This is a genomic window from Ruegeria sp. YTSC192 (assembly GCF_059609705.1).
Genome location: NZ_JBXWMG010000003.1, coordinates 42,967 through 64,184 on the forward strand (window position 1 = coordinate 42,967; position 21,218 = coordinate 64,184).

Below are 21,218 nucleotides of genomic sequence, written 5' to 3' on the forward strand. Positions count from 1 at the left end.
AAGAGCGCGCACTATAGCCAAATCCGTATGCGTGGCAATGCGTCAGGCGATGATGTCGGGGGTCAGGCGATCCTCGATCAGGCGGATGATGTCTTTCAGCCGCAGTTTCTGCTTTTTCAAGCGTTTGATCGTCAATTGATCGGATGTGCCGGTGGCCTGCAACGCCTCGATCGCCTCATCAAGATCACGGTGCTGACGGCGAAAAACCTCCAGCTCAACCCGCAGAACTTCGTCGGTTTTCATGGATAGGTCAGTGGGCGCGTTCATTGGCGACTCGGGCTTGTTGTGGTGTGTCCCCAACAAGATAGTGTGCAAGACGTTATCGCGCCAGACCTTGTGGACATCCCGGTTTCTTCCCATATTCTATCTTGTGCGGTTGCCAGAACGGGGCCGCCCAATACGTCGCTTTGACATAAAAGGACGAGAACACGTGTCGAAACTTACCTTGGGCTCATACCCACATCTATTGGGGTTCGAGCAATTGGAACGCCTTCTGGAACGGTCTGCAAAGGCTGGCAACGAAGGGTATCCGCCCTACAACATCGAACAGACCTCGGATTTTTCCTACCGCATAACTCTGGCGGTGGCCGGGTTCGCAGAAGAGGATCTGTCGATCACCATCGAGGACCGCCAACTGGTGATCCGAGGTCGTCAGCGCGACGATAGCGAGGGGCGCATCTTCCTGCATCGCGGTATCGCGGCGCGTCAATTCCAGCGCATGTTCGTGCTGGCCGACGGTGTCGAGGTGGGCGAGGCGATCATGGAAAACGGTCTGCTGCATGTGGATCTGACCCGCGCCGTGCCGGAAACCGTGGTGCAGACAATCAATATACGAAAGGGGTAAGAGCAATGAATACACCGATTGAAATCAACACCGAAGGCGACCGTATCGTATATGTCAAAACGGTCGAGGTTGCCGATCTGCCCAGCGATCTGCGCGATCAGGCCGGAGATCTGGATCAACTGTACGCCGTGCACGATTCCGATGGGCAGCAACTGGCGCTTGTCGCCGACCGCAAGCTGGCCTTTGTGCTGGCCCGCGAGCATGACCTTTCACCGGTGGCCGTTCACTGAACGGCCCCAGCCACACGCGTTTGCGCGTGACATTCCGCCCGACACCAGCGAAACATGCACTGGCTCCGGATTGCATCCGGGATGACATGTGCATGTAAGGAATCGTTGGATGAGCTGGTTCGATTTTGACTGGGTAGATGCCTTTACCGACACAGCCTTTGGCGGCAATGGCTGCGCAGTGATCCATGGCGCGGCCCATCTGTCGGATGAGGTCTGCATGGCTTATGTGCGCGAAACCTCTCTGGTCGAGTGTACCTTTACCGGCCCGTCGGATGTTGCCGATATCCGGGTTCGGTATTTTCTGGCCAGCCGTGAAATCCCCTTTGCCGGTCATCCGACCATCGCAACGGTCGCGGCACTTCGGTCGCGTGGGCTGGTTGACGGCGACTCTCTGACTTTGGAAACCGGGGCGGGCCTTGTCGCCATTCGTCTGAACGGTGATGAGATCGAGATGACGCAAGTTGCGCCGGAATTTGGGGCACATGTTCCCGCCGATCTGGTTGCAAGAGCGATTTCCCTGCCCGAAGAGGCCATCATTTCTCCGCCCCAACTGGTTTCAACCGGGTTGCCGTTCTGTATCACGGTTCTGAGGGATCACGACGCTTTGCGCGCCGCGCGGCTGGTTGAAGGGCCTCTGCGACAGGTGGCGGCTGCGGCGGGTTATTCCGGCTCTGACATGGCCGAGCCGTTTTTGGTGACGTTGCAGGGGGCAACGGCGCAGGGGGATACCTTCTCACGCCTGCTGCTGGCCCCGCCCAGCCCGCCCGAGGACCCTTTTACCGGCTCTGCCACCGGCGCAATGGCAGCCTATCTTTGGAAATACGGTTTGATGGAGAAAGACTCATTCATCGCTGAACAGGGCCACGACATGGGGCGTCCGGGGCAGGCGACGGTGACGCGCGTTGGTCCCTCTGATGCCATGACCGGGATCAAGGTGGCAGGGCAGGGCTATGTTCTGATGCGCGGACAGGTCGACTTGCCCGAGGCGGATCAATGACCGAAGCGATTGCTGTTTTGCCCTACGGGCACCGTCTGGGCCCGAAACTGGCCGAGGTGCCTCTGTCCGAGCTGATCTGGCATGAGGGCTGCCCGGATCGTTTGTTGGGCAAAACAGTTGGTGACCTCGCGCCGACAGATCATCTGATTATGTATCCCAATTCAACGGTTCACTGGCGATTGCGGCGGGGCACGAAGGCGCGGATTTCGCTGATGATGGGCGAGCCTTCGGCCATCCATGCCAAACATGACAGACAGTTGCGCCTGACTTGGCGACGGTTCTTTCGGGTGTTCACCTTTCACGACGTTTTGCTGGAAAACCTGCCCAACGCTGTATTTCTGCCCTACGGCGTGACGATGGTGCCGGACTGGCAGGCGTTGCAGGTTGAGAAGGTCAAATCCTGCTCGCTGATCGCCTCGGCCAAGCGGGATCTTGTGGGCCACCAGCTGCGCCATGACGTGATCGACTGGGTCCGCGAAACCGGGGCTGATGTGGATATCATGGGGCGCGGATACACGTCGTTCGAGCAGAAATCGGACGGTCTGACCCCCTACCGCTATTCGGTCGTGATCGAGAACGTGCGGGAGCGAAACTATTTCTCAGAGAAACTCATCGACTCGATCCTGTGTGCGACCGTTCCGATCTACTGGGGCTGCCCGAATATCGGGGATTTCATGGACACCTCGGGGATGATCCTCTGCGAGACTCAGGCGGAGATACAGCAGGCGATCCAATCCGCATCCGAGGAAGACTATGCCCAGCGTCTGCCCCATCTGAAAGAGATTCAGGGCACTGCCGCAGACTTTGGTCAGTTCGAAGAGCGCGCCGTGCGCGCGCTGCGGCATGAGCTATCGGGCGCGTCTGGTTAAAGACCCATCCAAGCCATTGGTGCGATCGGGTTATTCTGTGGATCGATACCGTGGCGCGCGCACAGTGTGCTGAGAAACGAACCCCGCACCGGCAGGCCCGCAGTCTGTTGCGCCATGAATTTTTTCTGATGCCCAAAGACATGCACGGAATGCACCCCGTCTCGTTCGACTGCATCTGGCGGAAGCCTTGGGTCGTGCAGCTTCCAAAGCGCCTCGTTGGTCAGGGGGTAGAACGTATCGGCAGGCATGGCGTGGATGTCTTCGCCGGACTCACGCAGAAAATGCCCCAGCGCCTTTGGGCCGGAACATCCCCATGGCAGCGCCTCGATCCCCCAGGTTTCACCCTCTGCGATACGCTGCGCGTTGCGCCTGCGCAGCTTGGCCCCGCGCCAGGGTTGGGTCGGGTTGGCCGAGGTGACAAATGCCAGCATTTGCGCAAGGGTCTGGGACTCTTGCGGCAGGCGCAGCACCCCATTGGGAAATTTACCGGATTGAGACGGGGCAAAGACATAAGGGGACGCAAAATCAAAAGACTTCAGACACAGCGCATCCAGATCCACCCAGATGGATTGCGTGCGTTCCTGCAACTTCAGCCTGAAGATGTCCGAAAACACCGCAACGCCTAGCCGATCTTCGGGGCGCAGATCGTAAGGGGCGGGCCACAATATCTCGGACGCGTGCCGCAGGTCGACGCCATGCGGGATATTCGCGATGTCATGTGCAGCATAGAGGGTGAAGGAATGGCCGTGGTCCAGATAAGATTGAATGCACAGCGCCTCAAGCCAGCTGAGATCGGAGCCAAACCAGAAGCTGGCGATTTGAGGAAAGGGGTGCATCGTGAATTGGCCGTACCGAATTTGACTGGGCCGACTGCATCAAGGCCACGCATCTTTGTCAATCTCGGTCGTTGGTTTGCACGAAAAACGGCCCCCGGTGACCGGAGGCCGTTTCCAATCTGGCTTAGCGCAGCGGCCTAGTTTGCAGCGATCAGGCCCATGCTTTCAAGCTTCAGCAGAACCTGATGGGCGCAGTTATCGACCTCGACATTCTCGGTCTCGACGCTCAGTTCAGGGTTCTGGGGCACATCGTAAGGGTCTGAAATGCCCGTAAATTCCTTGATCTTACCTTCGCGCGCCAGCTTATAAAGGCCCTTGCGGTCGCGGCGTTCGCATTCTTCGATGCTGGTGGCCACGTGAACCTCGCAGAAGGCACCGAACTGTTCGACCTCTTCCCGGACAGCCCGGCGGGTGGTTGCATAGGGCGCAATTGGCGCACAGATGGCGATACCGCCGTTCTTGGTGATCTCGCTGGCCACATAACCAATGCGGCGGATGTTCAGATCGCGGTGTTCTTTTGAGAAGCCCAACTCGGACGACAGGTTCTTACGCACAATGTCGCCATCCAGCAGCGTCACGGGACGGCCACCCATCTCCATCAGCTTGACCATAAGCGCGTTGGCGATGGTGGATTTGCCCGAGCCCGAAAAGCCGGTGAAGAACACGGTAAAGCCCTGTTGACTGCGCGGTGGTTTGGTCTTGCGCAACTCGGAGACCACTTCGGGGAAGCTGAACCATTCGGGGATTTCCAGACCTTCGGCCAAACGGCGGCGCAGTTCGGTGCCCGAGATATTCAGGATCGTGACATCGTCCTTGTCGAGGATCTCGTCATTCGGCTCGTACTGGGCGCGTTCCTGCACATAGACCATGTGCTTGAAGTCGACCATCTCAACGCCGATTTCGTCCTGATATTTGCGGAACAGGTCCTGCGCGTCATAGGGGCCGTAGAAATCTTCGCCAGCCGAGTTTTTGCCGGGGCCAGCGTGGTCGCGGCCAACGATGAAATGGGTGCAGCCGTGGTTGGCGCGGATCAGACCATGCCAGACGGCCTCACGCGGGCCAGCCATGCGCATCGCCAGGTTCAGCAACGACATCGAGGTGGTCGAGGCCGGGTATTTGTCCAGCACCGCCTCATAGCAACGCACGCGGGTGAAGTGGTCCACGTCGCCCGGTTTGGTCATGCCGACAACCGGGTGGATCAGCAGGTTGGCCTGCGCCTCTTTCGCGGCGCGGAATGTCAGTTCCTGATGGGCGCGGTGCAGCGGGTTGCGGGTTTGGAACGCAACAATGCGGCGCCAGCCCAGCTTGCGGAAATAGGCGCGCAGCTCGTTCGGAGTGTCCCGGCGGCCACGGAAATCATAGTGAACGGGCTGTTGAATGCCGACAACCGGCCCGCCCAGATAGACCTTGCCCGCGACGTTATGCAGGTAGTTGACGGCCGGGTGTGCATCGTCATCCGCACCAAAGACCTTTTCGGCCTCGCGCGATTTGTCGGGGGTCCAGCGGTCGGTCACGGTCATGGTGCCGAGGATCACGCCTTCTTGGTCGCGCAGGGCGATGTCCTGACCCAGTTCGATGCTTTCGGCAAACTCTTCGCTGACATCCAGCGTGATCGGCATCGGCCACAGCGTGCCGTCGACCAGACGCATGTTCTCGACCACGTTGTCGTAATCGGCCTCGGACAGGAACCCTTTCAGCGGATTGAAGCCGCCATTCATCAGCAGTTCCAGATCACAGATTTGGCGTGGAGACAGATCATGGCTGGTCAGATCTGCAGCTTCAACCTTCAGTTTCTGGGCCGAGTCATAGGAAACATAAAGCTCGGATATAGGGGCGAGATTGCTTAGCATGGTCATCGGAATACTCTTGTCGATGTGATGATGCGCCAGTGTGATCTTGGCATTTGAAACGGCATGTGCCCCGCCACCGGGTCAGAGTCCACAGGGTCAGGTAAAACTAAGGAGGATATGAGCGGTTTTTCTCGTGATTGGAAGAATTTTCCAATTCGGCGAAAAACCGACGATCAAAGTTCCGGTAAGCTAGCGCAAATGTGTCACAGTAAGTATGCGCGTTCCTGTTGCCTCAGGCTTTTTCAAGTTCCGAGGCGCGGGCGACCGGCAGCGCTGGAACCGGCTCGGACACGCCGCGCAGCTTGAAGGGTTGGATGCGGTCGTCCGAGATATCCATCTCGGCGGCCTGTAGCAGCTCGGCAGACACCAGAAGCTCAACCCCCAGCGGTTTTGTTTCGGCTTCAAGGCGGCTGGCGACATTTACCGCGTCCCCGATGATGGTTTGCGCGGCGTGACCGGCCGCGCCGATTTCGCCAAGCACCAGATCGCCCAGATGCAGCCCCATGCCGATACGGATATGCGGGCTGTCTTCGGATGAAAGCTGTTGGTTGAACTGTTCCAGCGCATGGCTGATCTCAATTGCCGCTTTCAGACCGGCGCGGGCGGATTGCTGGGGGTCGGGTTTGTCAAAAACCGCCAGCAACCCATCCCCCATATATTTGTCGACGACCCCGCCCTGAGACGTGATCGAGGGCACGATCGCGTCAAAGAACCGGTTCAGAAGGAAGACAATATCATAGGGCAGTTGCCCCGTCGTTCGGGCGGTGAAACCGCGCATGTCCAGAAACAGCACGGCCAACTGACGTTCCTGACCCTGACTGGCATGACCCCGGTCGCGCTTACCATCGGGGCGGAAAACACGATAGACTTTTACCGCCTCGGTCGGGCGCATCTGACAGGCCAGTCGTGTCTGGGCTGAGGCCCCAACGGCGGCCAGACTGCGGGCTTCGATCTCGCTGGGCGGGGACAGGTGATCTCCGCCATCCTCAACGATCACGCGGCAGGTGGTGCAGCGGCCCTTGCCACCACATAGGGCGGCATGCGGGATTCCGTTGGCCTGTGACATCTCAAGCAGGGTCATGCCTTTTTCGGCAAAAACCTCGGGGCCTCGGGCATAGGTTATCTTTACGGAATGCCGGCGTCTCCACAGCTTGCGGCCCAGATAAAAGGCCGCCGTGGCCGCAAGCGCGACCCAAAAACCCGTCATGGCGTTGTCTTCGACGCGGGCCATGGTTGTGAAGGCTTCGGCCGAGGGCCAGTTATAGTGTTCGATATACTGTTCGCGCAGGAAATCATCGGCAAAATCGGCCCAGATCCGGCGCCCCTCAGTCAGCACACCGGCCAGCGCGAATGAGGGGACAAAGACCGCAAGACCGATCAGATAGGGTAGGGTCTTGCCCCACCACCAGGTCAGCCGCAGCCACATGTGCAACCCGATGCAGCCATGTATCCACACGATCAGCAATAGCAGGCTTTGCATCCAAATCGCAGTGCTTGGCCACATCAGTATGATGATATAGCCCATTTCGTCATTCACATCGTAGATCTCATGCGCGTAGCGCGTGTGAATGATATGGACGATCAGCTGGATCGGGATCAGCAGCCCCAGCACGATTTGCAGGGCTGAGCTGAACGGCATGCGCAAGGTCCGTCGTTCTATGATCGACGTTAGCGCAAGGCCCGAATGCACGATCAGCGCAAGGTAGAGAAGCACGCTCATGGCGTCGTGGCGGGTCACGGCCTTTCGACCATCTTGCATGCCATGCAGATAGTCGGTGTGAAACAGGCCCAGGCCGATGTTCAGAAAGTGGAAGAAGGCAAAGACAAAAAGGACCAGCCCGCTGCCGATCCTAAGCCGGGTTGACCACCCGCCACGCCAAAGAGCGTTGTCCGTTGTGACCACGCGCGACCCTCATGTTTTGCACCAGTGTGAGGCCGCGCGGGGATAGGGTCAAGCCGGTCTGGCCTGACCCTGTGGCCCTTAGTCCTGTTCGGCCAGAAAGCGTTCGGCATCCAGGGCGGCCATGCAGCCCATGCCTGCGCTGGTGACGGCCTGGCGGTAGATGTGATCCGTCAGGTCACCGGCTGCGAAAACGCCCGGAACCGAGGTCTCGGTCGATCCCGGCTTGGTTACGACATAGCCACCCATATGGGTTTCCAGCGTGTCCTTGACCAGCTCGTTGGCCGGGGCATGGCCGATGGCGACAAAAACACCCTTACACGGGATTTCAGAGATTTCGCCCGTTTTCACGTTCTTGACGCGCACGCCTTCGACGCCCAAGGGTGCGTCGGTCCCGATGACTTCGTCCAGCTCGTGGAACCAGAGCGGTTCGATTTTTTCGTTCTTCATCAGGCGATCCTGCAGGATCTTTTCTGACCGCAATTCGTCGCGGCGGTGGATCAGGGTCACCTTGCTGGCGAAGTTGGTGAGGAACAGCGCCTCTTCTACGGCGGTGTTGCCGCCACCGATCACAACGATCTCTTGCCCGCGATAAAAGAACCCGTCGCAGGTTGCGCAGGCCGAGACGCCGAAGCCTTTGAATTTCTCTTCCGACGGCAGGCCAAGCCATTTGGCCCGCGCGCCGGTCGCCAGAATGACCGCGTCAGCGGTGTAGACCGTGCCGCTATCCCCTTTTGCGGTGAACGGGCGTTTCGAGACATCCAGATCGCTGATGATATCGCCAATGATCTCACAGCCCATCGCTTTGGCATGGTCCTGCATGCGGACCATCAGGTCGGGGCCTTGTACCTCGGTATCGCCGGGCCAGTTTTCGACCTCGGTGGTGGTTGTCAGCTGGCCTCCGGGCTCGATCCCTTGCACCAGAATGGGCTCCAGCATCGCGCGGCTAGCATAAACCCCGGCTGTATAGCCTGCGGGCCCTGACCCGATGATCAGAACCTTGGTGTGTCGTGTGTCGGCCATGGTACCCCCGCTCGAACTGCCTGAATTGGGCCTTTTGCCCGTCGCAAGGATATAGCGACGGGCGGGCAAGGCTTAAAGCCCCTTCATGAAGAGAACCCGATATGCCCTGGCGATATGATCCCGCGCAGAAGAGCGATCTGAAAATAAAGAAAATTGCGCGAGTGCGAAACATTATTGCGCGTGCGCTGGCTGCTGATATAAGAACCGAAAAATCAGGAGCGTTTTATGGTCACGACCCGGCTGGATGAAATTGATCGCAAGATTCTGGCGGAATTGCAGGCGGACGGTCGCATGACCAATGTTGAACTGGCCAAAAGGGTCGGTATCTCGGCCCCTCCGTGTCTGCGCCGCGTCCGTACGTTGGAGGAAGCAGGGTTTATCACCGGCTACCATGCCGAAGTGAACGCCCGCGAGCTTGGGTTTGAGGTTCAGGTCTTTGCGATGGTGGGATTGGACAGCCAGGCGGAATCTGAACTCAGCGCGTTCGAGGCGCAATGCGGACAATGGCCGCTGGTTCGTGAGTGTCACATGCTGAATGGCGAGGTCGACTTCATCCTGAAATGCGTCGCGCCCGACCTTAGCAGTTTTCAGCAGTTCCTGACCGGAGAACTACTGACCACGCCAAACGTGGCCAGCGTAAAGACATCGCTTGTTATCCGCGGCGCAAAAGACGACCCAGGCGTCCCGTTCGATGTGTTGGAAGACCGAATGAACCGCTCGGCTTAAACCACATCCGCTGTGTTTCTGTTGGGCAGGGTGGCAGCATAGCCACCACCGCCAGGGTCAAAGCCCATCCTATCAAAATCTGCATAAAGCCCCCACTCTGCAGTACTCTTTAACACTTCACGCTGATATCGCGTCGATTTCTCCGTCTCCGGCGCGTGGCATAAGCAACGGGCCAAAATCGTTCAACGATTCGATATGCGCGAACAGGTTCAGATAGATCGACCGTAACGAATGGCTGATCATGCGAACCGCATTAGCACCTGGATGATAGGTTTCAAAGGGCAGGCCGTCTACACGGATGATCGCGTGTTTTTTCAGGCAAATGTGAAACAATTCCACTGGAGTCGGCGGCATTGTTTCCACTATGCCCATTCCATCCTGGAACTCGGCCACCGGCGTCAGAATCGGCGACCCACCGTGCAGGCGCCGCATATGGACCGGAGTTCCAAGCAGGCGCGCGGCAGGTCCGGCAATGACACCGGACATCGGTTTCTGCATGCCAAACGTATCGGCCATGATCCGGGTCAAAGGACGGGTGCGCCCGCGAGAGTCCTCGCGGCCGGGGACCAATGTCACCGAACCCTTCCACAAAACGGTCTCAGAACTCCCGTCTTGCGTCAGTACAGTATCACCGGGCAGCAGATCCTCGATCGCCATGGGTCCCTGTTCGGTTTCCACAAGTGACCCCCGTGAGAAGGCGCAAAAGGCGTCCTCGAACATTGGCAAGGCAGGTGCGATATGCCGGGTTTGCGCGATGTCTCCGTTTTTGAGCAGAGCGCTCACTTCGTAACGGCGCAGCTGGGCTTTCTGTTTTGTTGTCGGTCGCGGAGTGTCGCGTAGCAACGCCGACGTTTCGACAGCATTTCTGGCGGCAATGGCCAGTGATTTTGGAATAGTCATTAATATTCCGTTCCTTTTTAGAACCGGATCAGACAGGGCATACCCCCATGCAGGCCCATCTGTCGGCTCGGTTCTTTGTCTTGAAATAAATGGGCAACCTCTGGGCGCAGGCGATGGCCGCGGCGCACAGCGAAGTAATTTCGCATTCCATTGGTCAATCCATTGACCCCCCAGACAAACTCGTACAGCGTGGGCGAAAAAACCCACAAACACGCTCCGAACTCAGGATGCAGATGTTGTTGCATCCCACGCACACCGGATCGGAGCCTTACCCGGTGCACGTTGACCAAATGGAACCGGCAGCTTGGTTCCGTTGGCTTTCTGTTTCAGCGTCGCGTCGCCAAACGGCGGGCAACTCTGACAGAATGGCTTGAAACTCGCTTCCACGGCATTTCCAGTTTCTGGTCCTGCGCGGCCTGAATGACCGCGCTGAGAAAGCGAGATTTCTGTTTCATTTTCTGGTCCTGCTCGATCGGAGGTCTGTGCCTCGTTCCGTGTGTAAACCTAAGGTGACGCCGATTTGCGGCATGGATAAGGCTTAACCGGGATCAAATGCGGACAAAAATATAGCTAGGCGTTCCCCCTGTTTGAGGTACCAGCATTTATTTGTCGGCAAAGACAGATAACCTTCTGAGTACTGGCACAAAATTCACTACGATTCTGTGTCAGATAAACACAATAAATGTGGCGGAAAGGTGGCGACCTTGCCTTATTCGAGGCTCATTCTACAGTTTGATCGCCGAAATCAGCCGCCCGTAATCCGCTTCTTTTGCATGAGTTGTCCGGCGGTATGAATAAAAGCGATCCGGATCGGAATACGTGCAATGCCGGGTCCATTCTGTCTGCCCAACGCCCGCCTGACGCAATTTGTGCAGGCCAAAGGCAGGCAGATCGAATTGCAGCCGGTCATCGGTGCCGTTTGCGAAGAATCGGCTGTTTTCCGGGGACTCTGTCATGAACGCATCCAAAAACTCGGGGCCGACCTCATAGGCCGCCTGCGAAATGGATGGCCCAATCACGGCACGCGTGTTTTCGCGCGTCGCCCCCAGAGCCTCCATCGCGTCCAATGTGGCCTCTAGTACTCCGTCCAAAGCGCCGCGCCAGCCAGCATGGGCGGCGCCGATCACATTTGCGTCAGGGTCGCAGAAAAGCACAGGCTGGCAGTCTGCGGTCAGAATGGTCAGTGCCAGCCCGGGCGTGGCGGTCACAAGCGCATCCGCCTTGGGTTTGTCACCCGTAAGGGGCGCATCCACCGTCAGCACATCGGGCGAATGAATCTGATGCACACCAACCAGTGCCTCGGGCGTGACATCCATCGCGTCAGCAACCCGTCGGCGATTCAGGGCTACGATCTCTGTCTGATCGGACGAGCCAAAGCCGCAGTTCAATCCCGCAAAGACGCCCGAGGATGCGCCGCCTCTACGGCTGAAAAAGCCGTGTTTTACGGGGGCCAGCATATCCGACGTGAGAATTTCCAAAGTCATGGTTCCAGTCCCGGTGGAGGCGCAGTTTGGGGCGGGTAGAGGCCCAGCACTTTGAACAGATTTCCCATTTCATCGGGGTGCGTCAACCGGCGATGTGCGGCCACCAGTTCATCAAGCTTGAAGCCGCCGATACCCTTGGCCAAGGCCTGCGCGCGGGCGGTGATTCCCAGGCGTTCCAGAAAAATGCCCTGTGGTGTCAGGCGGGTATAAGCACAGCCTGCGGCCTTTGCTGCCAGCGCCAAGGGCTCAAAATCCACATGCGCGGTCAGGTCTGCCCGACCGGGGGTTTGCAGAGGGTCCGCACGCTCATGCGCCTTCAGGGCCTGAAGCGTATCGCCGAGCGAGCGCCAGTCACCATAGTCCACGATCAGAGCGGCCCCTCCGTTCTGCGCGATTCGGCTGGCGATAGTGGCTAGTATCGGCATAGCGACATCGCAAAGTTCGACGAGATCCCCGTCTCGCGTATCGGACAGCCTGTCCTGCAGTGCCCCTTGTGGTGTGGCGGGGCCAAGGCCAAAACTCAGCGCGCCATCGGCCTCGCCCACCATCCGTTCGCGCCAAGCGGTGCCATCGCGCAGGAACTGGCGGATGGGAAGGGCGTCAAAGAACTCATTCGCCACCAGAAACAGCGGCAGGTCCGGCAGATCCACCACTTCGGTGATCCATTGCAGGTTGTGATCTTTCAGGGTTGCCTTTTGCACGTCGCGGAGCGTCTCGGAGGCTTCCAGCAGAACAATCTTGGCCGCCGCATGAAAACCGGGAACCGAGCGGGTCGCGCGCAGGATATCAACCATCAGTGTGCCGCGGCCCGGTCCAAGTTCGGCCAGAGCAAAGGCAGAAGGCTGTCCCTGATCTATCCAGCTTTGCGCCAGTGACAGCCCGATCAATTCCCCGAACATCTGACTGATTTCTGGCGCGGTGACGAAATCGCCCTGCGCACCGAACGGGTCGCGCGTGGAGTAATAGCCCAGAGTTGGGTGCAGCAGGCACTCGGTCATATAATCGGCCAGCGTCATCGGGCCGTCTTGCCGGATTCGGGCGATCAGAAGATCGTGCAGGTTCATGCCGTACGCCGGGCGCGCAGGGCGAACCACAGGCCAAGGGCAATCATCGGCAGAGACAGGATTTGCCCCATAGTCAGGCCGTAGCCGCCGATATGCCACGCCAGCCCAAGCGGATTGCCGGGCGAGATGAACTGAGCGTCAGGTTGACGGACGAATTCGACCACGAAGCGGGATGCCCCGTAGCCTGCGAGGAAAACGCCCATGATCAGGCCGGGTTTCCGGAACGCGCCGCGCCGATAGGCCAGCCACAAAAGGACTGCGCCCAATAGGACACCCTCAAGCGCCGCCTCGTATAGCTGCGAAGGGTGACGGGCGCACATGCCGGCCACGACGCCCGGGCAGTCCTGCGCCGCAAAGCCGGGAAAGATGACGGCCCAAGGCAGCTCGCTTGGTCGCCCCCAAAGTTCGGCGTTGATGAAATTGGCAAGCCGCCCCAGCAACAGGCCGGGCGGGACGGTATAGGCCACCAGATCGCCCAGCGACAGGGTCGGAATGTTGTGACGGCGACCATAGAGGTACGAGGCGACAATCACCCCCAGCAGCCCGCCGTGAAAGGCCATGCCACCTTGCCACACCTTCAGGATATCCGCCGGATGCGACAGGTAGTAGGCCGGTTGATAAAACAGCACAAAGCCCAGCCGGCCGCCCAGAATGACGCCAATGATGATCCATGTCAGCAGGTCATCCAGCTGCTCGGGCTTCATGGGTGGCGTCTCATTGCGCCAAAGGGCCGGACGCTGCAGGGCCATCACCGCCAGACGCCAGGCAATCAGGATGCCGACAATATAAGCCAGTGCATACCACCTGAGCGCAAACTCCATCCCGAACAACGAGATCGAGAACAGCTCGGGCGACAGATCGGGGAAATTCAGAACAGCCTGCATATGCGTCTCATTGCCCGGGGTTTGCAGGGCAAGTCAACCTTGAGCCTGCGCCAATCCTTCCCCATATAGGGTAGAACCGCGATTTCGGAGAAAAGCCATGCAAACCCGCAACAAGATCCTCGACGACGTTTCACAGCTGATGACCAACGCCATGGGTGTGGCGCAGGGCGCACGCGAAGAGGCCGAGAATGCGATGAAGTCGATGATCGACCGTTGGCTGGCCGACCGCGATTTCGTCACGCGTGAAGAATTCGACGCCGTGCGCGCCATGGCCCAGAAGGCCCGCGAAGAAAACGCCGCGCTTGAGGCGCGCATCGCCGCGCTTGAGGCGAAACTGGACAAGTAACGCCCATATCCAGAATTTTGAGACAAGATTAACGCCGCGCAATCCGAGGTCGGATTGTGCGGTGCCGTGTATCATGCCGCCTTGCAGAAATTAATCAAGATAAAGCTGCAGAAGATGCCAACATTTTGATCGTCGTTGCTGACTGTCCACAACTTATTGCTGTTATCCCCAAGAAATGGGGTTGCCAGACACCCTCTCGCGGCGCACCATATTTAGTACAGGCATATGGGGGAAGCCCGGCTTGTAGAGCAGGCAACTAGCGCTGGGGCGCTGCCAGCCCCGAAATGCTAGAGAGTAGTGAGGTGGCATTATGGCCCTTTCCGAGCAGTTTCTCGAAGAAGACCTTCATCCAATCGATATTGTTGAACATCTGGCCGAACATCACGACTGGGATTTTGACCGCATCGGCGACGATCAGATTGCCATGGCTGTCGAAGGGCAGTGGCGGACTTATTCGATCACGCTGGCCTGGTCCAACTATGACGAAACGCTGCGCATGGTTTGCTCGTTCGAGATGGAGCCTCCGTCCGAGCGTGAGAGCCAGCTGTATGAGCTGCTCAACAAGATGAATGATCAGTGCTGGGCGGGCGCGTTTACCTATTGGGCGAACCAGAAGCTGATGGTCTATCGCTACGGCCTGGTTCTGGCCGGTGGGCAGACCGCAAGCCCGGATCAGATCGACACGATGATCACCGCCGCAGTGATGAGCGCTGAGCGCTACTACCCGGCGATTCAGCTGGTCACTTGGGGCAATCGCGATCCGGAAGATGCGATGCAAGTCGCCATTGCAGAGGCATACGGCCGCGCGTAAACCTTTGCCCTGAACCGTTGAAAAGGGGAGGGGCACAGATGGACATGTCACGCGTGGCCGAGCAGGGCCTTGTGTTATTGGGATGCGGAAAGATGGGGTCCGCGATGTTGGCGGGTTGGCTGGATCACGGCCTACCCGCCGCTTCCGTTTGGGTGATTGATCCTTACCCCTCGGACTGGCTGAAAGCGCAAGGCGTCAACATCAACACGCCACTGCCCGAATCCCCCGCAGTCGTGCTGGTTGCTGTCAAACCGCAAATGATGGGTGAGGCGCTGCCCGCAATTCAGGCCCTCGGTGGTGGTGGCAGCCTGTTCGTTTCCGTTGCAGCGGGCACCTCGATTGCCACGTTTGAGGAAGTGTTGGGCGAAGGCACCCCGATTGTGCGGGCCATGCCGAACACACCGGCGGCGATCCGTCAGGGTATCACGGCGATGATCGGCAATGCACATGTGTCCGGCGACGATCTGGACCTTGCGGAAAATCTGCTGTCGGCGATTGGTGAAACCGTGCGTCTGTCGGACGAGGCTCAGATAGATGCGGTCACCGGCGTCAGCGGCTCTGGCCCGGCCTATGTGTTCCACCTGATTGAAACGCTGGCCGCCGCAGGGCAGGCGCAGGGTCTGCCGCATGAGCTGGCCATGAAACTGGCGAAATCCACGGTTGCAGGCGCCGGTGCCTTGGCGATGGCGGCCGAGGAAGACCCCTCGCAACTGCGGGTCAACGTGACCTCGCCCAATGGCACGACACAGGCCGCGCTAGAGGTTCTGATGCACGAAGCGGACGGTTTCCCGAACCTGTTGCACCGCGCCGTACAGGCTGCAACTGACCGCTCCAAGGAGTTGGGTCGTGAGTGAAATCTCGTTTGACGACTTTATGAAAGTCGACATCCGCGTCGGTGAGGTCATCCGCGCCGAGCCCTATCCCGAAGCCCGCAAGCCCGCGATCAAGATGTGGATCGATTTCGGCGGTGAGATTGGCGAGCGCAAAACCTCGGCCCAGATCACCGCGCATTACGATCCGTCGACGCTGATCGGCAAACAGGTGATGGCTGTGGTCAATTTCCCGCCACGCCAGATCGGCAAGTTCATGTCCGAGGTTCTGGTCCTTGGTCTGCCGGATGAAAACGGTGAGATCGTGTTGATCGGCCCCGATGGGAAAGTTCCTATCGGCGGAAGGATGCACTGATGAAACTCTGGATCACGCGCCCCATGACCGCCGCAATCGAAACGCGAGCGGCTGCCGAGTTCGATGTTGAGATTCGCCCCGCAACCACCCCGCTTTCCGAGGTTGAGATGGTGCGGGCGTTGCAGGACTATGACGTGGTTGTGCCAACTCTGGGCGACCTGTTCTCGGACGAGGTGTTCGCCAAAGTGCCTGATCCGCGTTGCAAGCTGTTGGCCAATTTTGGCGTCGGCTACAATCACATCAATGTCGGGGCCGCAAGCGCCTTGGGCATTGCTGTGACCAACACACCCGGAGCGGTCACGGATGCGACCGCAGACATCGCCATGACCTTGCTGCTTTCGACCGCGCGCCGCGCGGGTGAGGGAGAGCGACTGCTGCGGGCTGATCACTGGCAGGGTTGGCATCCCACGCAGATGCTGGGGCATCATGTCACCGGTAAGCGTGTTGGCATCGTCGGCATGGGCCGCATCGGTCAGGCCATCGCGCGGCGCTGTCACTTCGGGTTTGGCATGCAGGTTGCCTATCAGTCCCGCAGTGCCAAACAGCTTGAGTATCACGCTGAATATATCCCCGATCTTTCGGTATTGGCGGCCTCGGTCGATTTTCTGGTTCTGGCGGTTCCGGGCGGGGCAGAAACGCGCCATCTGATCAATGCCGCAGTGCTTGAGGCCATGAACCCCTCAGCCATTCTGGTGAATATCGCACGGGGTGAAGTGGTGGATGAGGCGGCTCTGGTCAACGCGCTGCAATCGGGTCAGATCGCCGGGGCCGGGCTGGATGTCTACGAGTTCGAACCGGTCGTACCGCAGGCGCTGCGCGAGATGCAGAACGTTACCCTGCTGCCGCATCTGGGCACCGCCACCGAAGAGGTGCGGACCGGCATGGGGCACATGGCTTTGGATAACGTGGCGGCCTTCGTCGCCGGGCACGACTTGCCGAATCCGGTCTAAAACGCAAAGGGATCTAGTCGCCGACCGCCTCGCGCCAGTGTTTGCGGCAGAGCGAGACATAGGTCTCGTTCCCGCCGATCTGAACCTGCGCGCCTTCGGTGATGGCGCGGCCATTTTCGTCCTGCCGAATCACCATTGTGGCCTTGCGTCCGCACTCGCAAATGGTGCGGACCTCGCGCATCTCATCCGCCAAGGCCAGCAGAGCGGCTGAGCCGGGGAAGAGCTTGCCCTGGAAATCCACCCGTAACCCAAAGGCCAGCACTGGCACTTTCAGATCATCCACAGCGCGGGCCAGTTGCCAGACCTGATCCTCGGACAGAAACTGGGCCTCATCCACGAAGACGCAGGCAATCTGATCGGCCTTCTGGCGCGTTTCGATCATTGTGAAGACGTTATCATCAGGGCGGAACGTATCGGCCTGCTCGGAAATCCCGATGCGCGAGGCGATCCGCCCCACACCATCGCGCCCGTCCACGGCGGCGGTCATCAGATAGGTCTTCATGCCGCGCTCACGGTAGTTGTGCGAGGCCTGCAGCAATACGGTCGATTTGCCCGCATTCATGGTCGAGTAATTGAAATACAGTTTTGCCATGCGGCGGGTCTAAATCGCCGGCGCCAATCCGACAAGACATCAATCGCCTGATGAGAAGAAGTGACGCCGCCGTTGCCATTGCAGAGGCCGAGCAGATGCTCTTTGGGGATGGAACCTTGCGCATGCAACAGCGACGCCATCGGTCAACATGTGACCAAAACGGAGTGAGGCTGAACAATAGTGCCTCACGATTACTCATTACCGGCACTGAACGGCCGCCACTCACTCACAAAATCCCCCGCATATCTGAGGGATAGTCAATTTATGGCATTTCAATTATGATTCAGTTATGGGAAATTTCCCTACGCTTTCCCCCAAAACGAATAGAAGGGGCGGCGCGTGCAGGTAACAAAGGTAAAAATATGGCAGATATCGGGGCATATCTAAAGAAACACACCGAAGCGTTGGTGAAAGATGTAGGGATCGAAGCCGCGTGCGAGATCACGGGCAAATCCAAGGCGACGCTGGGCCGCTACTATTCGGACAATTCAGAACATGCTGATCGGTTCATGCCCGTCGACGCGGTCGCGCGGCTTGAAAATGCGGCCAACTATCCGCATGTCACCTCGGCGCTGGCGGACCTGAAGAACATCACCCTGTCTTACGGGGATCGCAACACGGACGCCCCGCGCACAGGTGGCGTGAACGCCGATGTCATCGCCCTGAGCCAGCGGTTCGCCATGCTGATGACCGAGTATCAGGCCGCCATCGAAGACGGGATCATCACCGTCAACGAAGCCAAGCGCCTGCTGAAGGAAACCAGCCTTTTGCAGCAGGTACTGATCGAGATGAAGCTGCATCTCGAAGAAGAAAGCGTAAGCTGAAAACTGGCACAAAGCGCCTTTGGGCGGTTTTGTCAAAATCCAACGATTGCAAAGTCTCGCACTATCGCGCCGTTAGGTGGTGGTTTGACTAACCCCGTCCGGTTCAGGATTTCCGTTTCACGATGACGGATCCCACCGAATACCCCGCCCCGAACGAGCAGATCAGTCCGATATCACCATCCTCCAGATCGTCCGAGTATTTGGAAAAGGCAATAATCGACCCGGCTGAGGATGTGTTGGCATAGTCCTGCAGGATGTTGGGCTGCTCACCCGCCTCGGGTATGCGTCCAAGAACCTTCTTGCCGATGAAATCGTTCATGGTCTTATTTGCCTGGTGCAACCACAAGCGATTCAGGTCGTCGCTGACGATGCCTTCGGCCTCCATGTGATCCTTGATATGCTGACTGACCATGGGCAGCACTTCCTTGAAGACCTTGCGCCCGTTCTGCATGAACTGCATGTCGCGCCGGTCGATCATCCCATCAGGGCGCGAGCGGCGGAGAAAGCCGTTGTTATTGCGGATATTGTTGGAAAAACTTGTGGCGCAGCGGGTCGACAGGACCTCAAAATGCGGGCCTTGCGCGTCTTCGATGCGTTCGATCAAGGTGGCCGTGGCCACGTCGCCGAAGATGAAATGGCAATCCCGGTCGCGCCATTCCAGATGGCCCGAGCAGATTTCGGGGTTTACGACCAATGCGGACCGAACTGAACCCGACCGCACCATATCCGCCGCCGCCTGAATGCCAAACGTGGCCGAGGAACAGGCGACGTTCATGTCAAACCCAAAGCCACTGATGCCCAAAGCCTGCTGTATCTCGATGGCGATGGCCGGGTAGGCGCGTTCATGGTTCGAGGCCGCGCAGATCACCAGATCGACATCTGCCGCTGTCCGACCGGCCTGCGCCAGCGCCTTGTTGCAGGCATCCACTGCCATTTCGGTCATGATCCCCGGCTCGTCATCGCTGCGCTGACGCAAAGCGGGATGCATGCTGTCGGGGTTCAATATACCGGATTTGTCCATCACATAGCGGCTTTCGATGCCTGACGCCTTGACGATGAACTCTTCGGACGAATGTTGCATCGGTTCCATCTGCCCGGCTTCGATGGCCTGGGCGTTCTCTGCGTTTACCTTGTCGGCATAGGCGTTGAAGGCTTTTACCAACTCGGCATTGGTGATGGCGTTTTCGGGCGTGTAAACGCCTGTACCGGTGATCGCAGGGATATACATGGCTGGTCCTGAACGTTTTGGGTTTGCCCAAAATGCAGTCACAAGGACATTTGATCAAGTCTTGATGACCCGAGGGAAACTCGGCCAGAAGATGAATCGCAACTTCAGATGTTGAATAGTTCATATTTTGAAGTATATGGCCCGCAATGACCTTTCGGAGTCTCTTTCATGTCAGACAGTATCAGCGACAGGCTTGGCCGCCTGAGCCCTGAAATTCAGGCGATCATGGGCGTCTATGCCCTCTACTGGAAACTCGAAGAGACCTTCGGCACCATCGAAACCGACCTGAGCCACCCGGAATGTCATATGCTGATCAAGCTGGATGAACCCAAACGGATGGGTGTACTGGCGGCGGACATGCTGAGTGTGCCATCGACCATCACGGCCACTGCGGATGCTCTGGAAGAAGCCGGCTATCTGGCGCGCCAGCGCGATCCCAACGATCGCCGTGCTTGGTTGCTGGTGCTGACCGAACAGGGCGAGGGCGCGCGTGATATGCTGGTGTCAGCGGCCGGAGATCTGTTTCACAAGGCTTCGGGCCTGAACGCAGAAGAAACAGCCGAGTTCGCCCGGATGGCGAGCAAGATTCGTGACAACGTACTGAAAACGGGAATTCCCAAGGGATTGAAGAAATGAAACAGCTGACTTCTCTGGGCCTTCTATTGGCCGTTTTGGCGACGCCGCTTGTCGCGCAAGAGACCGCGAAACCGGTCAAGCTGATGCAGGTGCAGGAAACGGCGCCGGGCTTCACGCGTCAGTTTTTTGGCCGCGTCGCTGCGCGTCAGACCGTTGATCTGGCCTTTCAGGTTGCAGGGCAGATTGTTGAGATGCCTGTCACCGAAGGGTTCGTCATTCCGAAGGACGGTCTGATTGCCCGTCTGGATCAGGAACCGTTCGAACTCAGGCTGGATCGCGCCCGCTTGCAGAAAGAACAGGCCGACCGCACTGTTGCGCGCCTGTCGCGGTTGCGCGGCACTACCGCCAGCCAAGTGGCAGTCGATGATTCCGAAACCGAAGCGCAGCTGGCCGCGATCGCGCTGCGCGACGCGGAATACGAGCTGGAACACGCAACGCTGACGGCGCCGTTCGACGCGCTTGTGTCCAGCCGCGCAGTTGAGGCCTTTACCACAGTGTCGGCGGGGACTCCGATCGTGCGTATTCACGATATGTCGGAACTGCGGATCGAGGTGGACGTCCCCGAGATCCTGTTCCAACGCTCGGGACAGCAGGATGACATCACGATCACGGCCAAATTTCCCGTAAGCGACGAAGTCTTCCCGCTGGAAATCCGCGAATTCGATGCTGAGACTTCCAGCGTTGGGCAAACTTTCCGCATTCAGTTCGGTCTGACCCCGCCTGAGGGGCTACAGATTCTGCCCGGCTCGTCCGTGTCGGTGAACGTGCATGTCAGGGATGGCCGCACGGGGATCGTTCTACCAGCGTCAGCCATCGTTACTGGCTCGGATGACGCGCTGGGCGTGATGGTCTTTTCTCCGGCTGGCGCGGACGAGGGTACGGTACGCCTTGCACCCGTAACCGTCGAACCAACGCAGACCGGCGAAGTCCGTGTTCTGACCGGCTTGTTAGACGGCGATGAGGTTGTTGTCGCGGGCGGTTCGGCGTTGACGGACGGCCAGAGCGTGCGCCGCTTCACCGGCTTCTCGAACTAAGGGGC

25 protein-coding genes are annotated in these 21,218 nt (G+C 58.7%); 13 read left to right on the forward strand and 12 right to left on the reverse strand.

What is annotated here, in order from left to right; genetic code table 11:
* Positions 1 to 42: 42 nt before the first annotated feature.
* Positions 43 to 267, reverse strand: a complete 225-nt coding sequence (locus tag AC2FD8_RS05660) for a YdcH family protein (protein ID WP_037308505.1) — start codon at positions 265 to 267, stop codon at positions 43 to 45.
* A gap of 163 nt (positions 268 to 430) precedes the next feature.
* Here AC2FD8_RS05660 and AC2FD8_RS05665 point away from each other — a divergent pair, with 163 nt between their 5' ends.
* From AC2FD8_RS05665 to AC2FD8_RS05680, 4 genes are all read left to right on the forward strand, one after another.
* Positions 431 to 844, forward strand: coding sequence for an Hsp20 family protein (locus AC2FD8_RS05665; protein ID WP_058275530.1), 414 nt, complete (start codon positions 431 to 433; stop codon positions 842 to 844).
* 5 nt (positions 845 to 849) lie between these two features.
* Entirely contained in the window at positions 850 to 1,074 is a 225-nt protein-coding gene (locus AC2FD8_RS05670; protein ID WP_170374662.1) for a DUF1150 family protein, read from the forward strand.
* Between the two features lie 109 nt (positions 1,075 to 1,183).
* Positions 1,184 to 2,071, forward strand: coding sequence for a PhzF family phenazine biosynthesis protein (locus AC2FD8_RS05675; RefSeq protein ID WP_496854457.1), 888 nt, complete (start codon positions 1,184 to 1,186; stop codon positions 2,069 to 2,071).
* Positions 2,068 to 2,940, forward strand: a complete 873-nt coding sequence (locus AC2FD8_RS05680) for a hypothetical protein (RefSeq protein ID WP_496854458.1) — start codon at positions 2,068 to 2,070, stop codon at positions 2,938 to 2,940. Before AC2FD8_RS05675 ends, AC2FD8_RS05680 begins: the two co-directional genes overlap by 4 nt.
* Here the strand turns inward: AC2FD8_RS05680 and AC2FD8_RS05685 are convergent.
* The 4 genes from AC2FD8_RS05685 to trxB form a co-directional block, all read right to left on the reverse strand.
* The gene (locus tag AC2FD8_RS05685) at positions 2,937 to 3,776 is read right to left on the reverse strand and encodes a hypothetical protein (protein WP_496854459.1); all 840 of its coding nucleotides are present in this window, start codon (positions 3,774 to 3,776) and stop codon (positions 2,937 to 2,939) included. The two genes, AC2FD8_RS05680 and AC2FD8_RS05685, sit on opposite strands and share 4 nt — an antisense overlap.
* A 137-nt stretch (positions 3,777 to 3,913) precedes the next feature.
* Positions 3,914 to 5,632, reverse strand: coding sequence for a bifunctional sulfate adenylyltransferase/adenylylsulfate kinase (locus AC2FD8_RS05690; protein WP_496854460.1), 1,719 nt, complete (start codon positions 5,630 to 5,632; stop codon positions 3,914 to 3,916).
* 226 nt (positions 5,633 to 5,858) lie between these two features.
* Entirely contained in the window at positions 5,859 to 7,529 is a 1,671-nt protein-coding gene (locus tag AC2FD8_RS05695; RefSeq protein WP_496854461.1) for an adenylate/guanylate cyclase domain-containing protein, read from the reverse strand.
* A gap of 78 nt (positions 7,530 to 7,607) precedes the next feature.
* Positions 7,608 to 8,549, reverse strand: a complete 942-nt coding sequence (gene trxB / locus AC2FD8_RS05700; protein WP_496854462.1) for a thioredoxin-disulfide reductase — start codon at positions 8,547 to 8,549, stop codon at positions 7,608 to 7,610.
* Positions 8,550 to 8,774: 225 nt separating this feature from the next.
* Between trxB and AC2FD8_RS05705 the strand changes: the two genes are divergently transcribed.
* Positions 8,775 to 9,275 (forward strand): Lrp/AsnC family transcriptional regulator, encoded by a 501-nt coding sequence (locus AC2FD8_RS05705; protein ID WP_496854463.1) that lies wholly within the window; start codon positions 8,775 to 8,777, stop codon positions 9,273 to 9,275.
* Positions 9,276 to 9,392: 117 nt separating this feature from the next.
* On the opposite strand, the gene AC2FD8_RS05710 is transcribed toward AC2FD8_RS05705, so the two are convergent.
* From AC2FD8_RS05710 to lgt, 5 genes are all read right to left on the reverse strand, one after another.
* Positions 9,393 to 10,175 carry a Hint domain-containing protein gene (locus tag AC2FD8_RS05710; RefSeq protein WP_496854464.1) on the reverse strand — a complete coding sequence of 261 codons (783 nt, stop codon included), beginning with the start codon at positions 10,173 to 10,175 and terminating at the stop codon, positions 9,393 to 9,395.
* A 326-nt stretch (positions 10,176 to 10,501) separates the two neighbouring features.
* Positions 10,502 to 10,630 carry a hypothetical protein gene (locus AC2FD8_RS05715; protein ID WP_496854465.1) on the reverse strand — a complete coding sequence of 43 codons (129 nt, stop codon included), beginning with the start codon at positions 10,628 to 10,630 and terminating at the stop codon, positions 10,502 to 10,504.
* A 270-nt stretch (positions 10,631 to 10,900) separates the two neighbouring features.
* Positions 10,901 to 11,659 carry a peptidoglycan editing factor PgeF gene (gene pgeF / locus AC2FD8_RS05720; RefSeq protein WP_496854466.1) on the reverse strand — a complete coding sequence of 253 codons (759 nt, stop codon included), beginning with the start codon at positions 11,657 to 11,659 and terminating at the stop codon, positions 10,901 to 10,903.
* Positions 11,656 to 12,723, reverse strand: a complete 1,068-nt coding sequence (locus AC2FD8_RS05725) for a class I SAM-dependent methyltransferase (RefSeq protein ID WP_496854467.1) — start codon at positions 12,721 to 12,723, stop codon at positions 11,656 to 11,658. The genes pgeF and AC2FD8_RS05725 overlap by 4 nt, the downstream gene beginning before the upstream one ends.
* Positions 12,720 to 13,607, reverse strand: a complete 888-nt coding sequence (gene lgt, locus AC2FD8_RS05730) for a prolipoprotein diacylglyceryl transferase (protein ID WP_496854468.1) — start codon at positions 13,605 to 13,607, stop codon at positions 12,720 to 12,722. Before lgt ends, AC2FD8_RS05725 begins: the two co-directional genes overlap by 4 nt.
* A 97-nt stretch (positions 13,608 to 13,704) precedes the next feature.
* On the opposite strand from lgt, the gene AC2FD8_RS05735 reads away from it, so the two are divergent.
* From AC2FD8_RS05735 to AC2FD8_RS05755, 5 genes are all read left to right on the forward strand, one after another.
* Complete coding sequence (locus AC2FD8_RS05735; protein ID WP_050604795.1) at positions 13,705 to 13,953, forward strand: accessory factor UbiK family protein; 249 nt, start codon at positions 13,705 to 13,707, stop codon at positions 13,951 to 13,953.
* A 310-nt stretch (positions 13,954 to 14,263) separates the two neighbouring features.
* On the forward strand, positions 14,264 to 14,764 hold the full coding sequence (locus tag AC2FD8_RS05740; protein WP_496854469.1) for a type III secretion system chaperone family protein: 501 nt from the start codon (positions 14,264 to 14,266) through the stop codon (positions 14,762 to 14,764).
* Positions 14,765 to 14,802: 38 nt separating this feature from the next.
* Complete coding sequence (proC, locus tag AC2FD8_RS05745) at positions 14,803 to 15,618, forward strand: pyrroline-5-carboxylate reductase (RefSeq protein ID WP_496854470.1); 816 nt, start codon at positions 14,803 to 14,805, stop codon at positions 15,616 to 15,618.
* Complete coding sequence (locus tag AC2FD8_RS05750; protein ID WP_496854471.1) at positions 15,611 to 15,949, forward strand: tRNA-binding protein; 339 nt, start codon at positions 15,611 to 15,613, stop codon at positions 15,947 to 15,949. The genes proC and AC2FD8_RS05750 overlap by 8 nt, the downstream gene beginning before the upstream one ends.
* Entirely contained in the window at positions 15,949 to 16,899 is a 951-nt protein-coding gene (locus AC2FD8_RS05755; protein WP_496854472.1) for a 2-hydroxyacid dehydrogenase, read from the forward strand. The genes AC2FD8_RS05750 and AC2FD8_RS05755 overlap by 1 nt, the downstream gene beginning before the upstream one ends.
* Positions 16,900 to 16,912: 13 nt before the next feature.
* On the opposite strand, the gene AC2FD8_RS05760 is transcribed toward AC2FD8_RS05755, so the two are convergent.
* A complete protein-coding gene (locus tag AC2FD8_RS05760) occupies positions 16,913 to 17,491 on the reverse strand; it encodes a thymidine kinase (protein WP_496854473.1) in 579 nt (192 codons plus the stop codon).
* A gap of 362 nt (positions 17,492 to 17,853) precedes the next feature.
* On the opposite strand from AC2FD8_RS05760, the gene AC2FD8_RS05765 reads away from it, so the two are divergent.
* On the forward strand, positions 17,854 to 18,315 hold the full coding sequence (locus AC2FD8_RS05765) for a hypothetical protein (protein ID WP_170480426.1): 462 nt from the start codon (positions 17,854 to 17,856) through the stop codon (positions 18,313 to 18,315).
* A 103-nt stretch (positions 18,316 to 18,418) separates the two neighbouring features.
* Here AC2FD8_RS05765 and AC2FD8_RS05770 read toward each other — a convergent pair whose 3' ends face one another.
* Positions 18,419 to 19,543: a beta-ketoacyl-ACP synthase III gene (locus AC2FD8_RS05770; RefSeq protein ID WP_496854474.1), complete on the reverse strand. Its 1,125-nt coding sequence runs from the start codon at positions 19,541 to 19,543 to the stop codon at positions 18,419 to 18,421.
* Positions 19,544 to 19,711: 168 nt separating this feature from the next.
* Here AC2FD8_RS05770 and AC2FD8_RS05775 point away from each other — a divergent pair, with 168 nt between their 5' ends.
* Both AC2FD8_RS05775 and AC2FD8_RS05780 read left to right on the forward strand, forming a co-directional pair.
* Positions 19,712 to 20,179, forward strand: a complete 468-nt coding sequence (locus AC2FD8_RS05775; RefSeq protein WP_496854475.1) for a MarR family winged helix-turn-helix transcriptional regulator — start codon at positions 19,712 to 19,714, stop codon at positions 20,177 to 20,179.
* Entirely contained in the window at positions 20,176 to 21,213 is a 1,038-nt protein-coding gene (locus AC2FD8_RS05780) for an efflux RND transporter periplasmic adaptor subunit (protein WP_496854476.1), read from the forward strand. The genes AC2FD8_RS05775 and AC2FD8_RS05780 overlap by 4 nt, the downstream gene beginning before the upstream one ends.
* The last annotated feature ends 5 nt before the right edge of the window (positions 21,214 to 21,218 follow it).

Bases quoted from the DNA above. Each gene is read 5' to 3' on its own strand.
- AC2FD8_RS05660 (WP_037308505.1), bottom strand. From the start codon at position 267: ATGAACGCGCCCACTGACCTATCCATGAAAACCGACGAAGTTCTGCGG.
- AC2FD8_RS05670 (WP_170374662.1), top strand. From the start codon at position 850: ATGAATACACCGATTGAAATCAACACCGAAGGCGACCGTATCGTATAT.
- AC2FD8_RS05675 (WP_496854457.1), top strand. From the start codon at position 1,184: ATGAGCTGGTTCGATTTTGACTGGGTAGATGCCTTTACCGACACAGCC.
- AC2FD8_RS05680 (WP_496854458.1), top strand. From the start codon at position 2,068: ATGACCGAAGCGATTGCTGTTTTGCCCTACGGGCACCGTCTGGGCCCG.
- AC2FD8_RS05685 (WP_496854459.1), bottom strand. From the start codon at position 3,776: ATGCACCCCTTTCCTCAAATCGCCAGCTTCTGGTTTGGCTCCGATCTC.
- AC2FD8_RS05690 (WP_496854460.1), bottom strand. From the start codon at position 5,632: ATGACCATGCTAAGCAATCTCGCCCCTATATCCGAGCTTTATGTTTCC.
- trxB (WP_496854462.1), bottom strand. From the start codon at position 8,549: ATGGCCGACACACGACACACCAAGGTTCTGATCATCGGGTCAGGGCCC.
- AC2FD8_RS05705 (WP_496854463.1), top strand. From the start codon at position 8,775: ATGGTCACGACCCGGCTGGATGAAATTGATCGCAAGATTCTGGCGGAA.
- AC2FD8_RS05710 (WP_496854464.1), bottom strand. From the start codon at position 10,175: ATGACTATTCCAAAATCACTGGCCATTGCCGCCAGAAATGCTGTCGAA.
- AC2FD8_RS05715 (WP_496854465.1), bottom strand. From the start codon at position 10,630: ATGAAACAGAAATCTCGCTTTCTCAGCGCGGTCATTCAGGCCGCGCAG.
- pgeF (WP_496854466.1), bottom strand. From the start codon at position 11,659: ATGACTTTGGAAATTCTCACGTCGGATATGCTGGCCCCCGTAAAACAC.
- AC2FD8_RS05725 (WP_496854467.1), bottom strand. From the start codon at position 12,723: ATGAACCTGCACGATCTTCTGATCGCCCGAATCCGGCAAGACGGCCCG.
- lgt (WP_496854468.1), bottom strand. From the start codon at position 13,607: ATGCAGGCTGTTCTGAATTTCCCCGATCTGTCGCCCGAGCTGTTCTCG.
- AC2FD8_RS05735 (WP_050604795.1), top strand. From the start codon at position 13,705: ATGCAAACCCGCAACAAGATCCTCGACGACGTTTCACAGCTGATGACC.
- AC2FD8_RS05740 (WP_496854469.1), top strand. From the start codon at position 14,264: ATGGCCCTTTCCGAGCAGTTTCTCGAAGAAGACCTTCATCCAATCGAT.
- proC (WP_496854470.1), top strand. From the start codon at position 14,803: ATGGACATGTCACGCGTGGCCGAGCAGGGCCTTGTGTTATTGGGATGC.
- AC2FD8_RS05755 (WP_496854472.1), top strand. From the start codon at position 15,949: ATGAAACTCTGGATCACGCGCCCCATGACCGCCGCAATCGAAACGCGA.
- AC2FD8_RS05760 (WP_496854473.1), bottom strand. From the start codon at position 17,491: ATGGCAAAACTGTATTTCAATTACTCGACCATGAATGCGGGCAAATCG.
- AC2FD8_RS05765 (WP_170480426.1), top strand. From the start codon at position 17,854: ATGGCAGATATCGGGGCATATCTAAAGAAACACACCGAAGCGTTGGTG.
- AC2FD8_RS05770 (WP_496854474.1), bottom strand. From the start codon at position 19,543: ATGTATATCCCTGCGATCACCGGTACAGGCGTTTACACGCCCGAAAAC.
- AC2FD8_RS05775 (WP_496854475.1), top strand. From the start codon at position 19,712: ATGTCAGACAGTATCAGCGACAGGCTTGGCCGCCTGAGCCCTGAAATT.
- AC2FD8_RS05780 (WP_496854476.1), top strand. From the start codon at position 20,176: ATGAAACAGCTGACTTCTCTGGGCCTTCTATTGGCCGTTTTGGCGACG.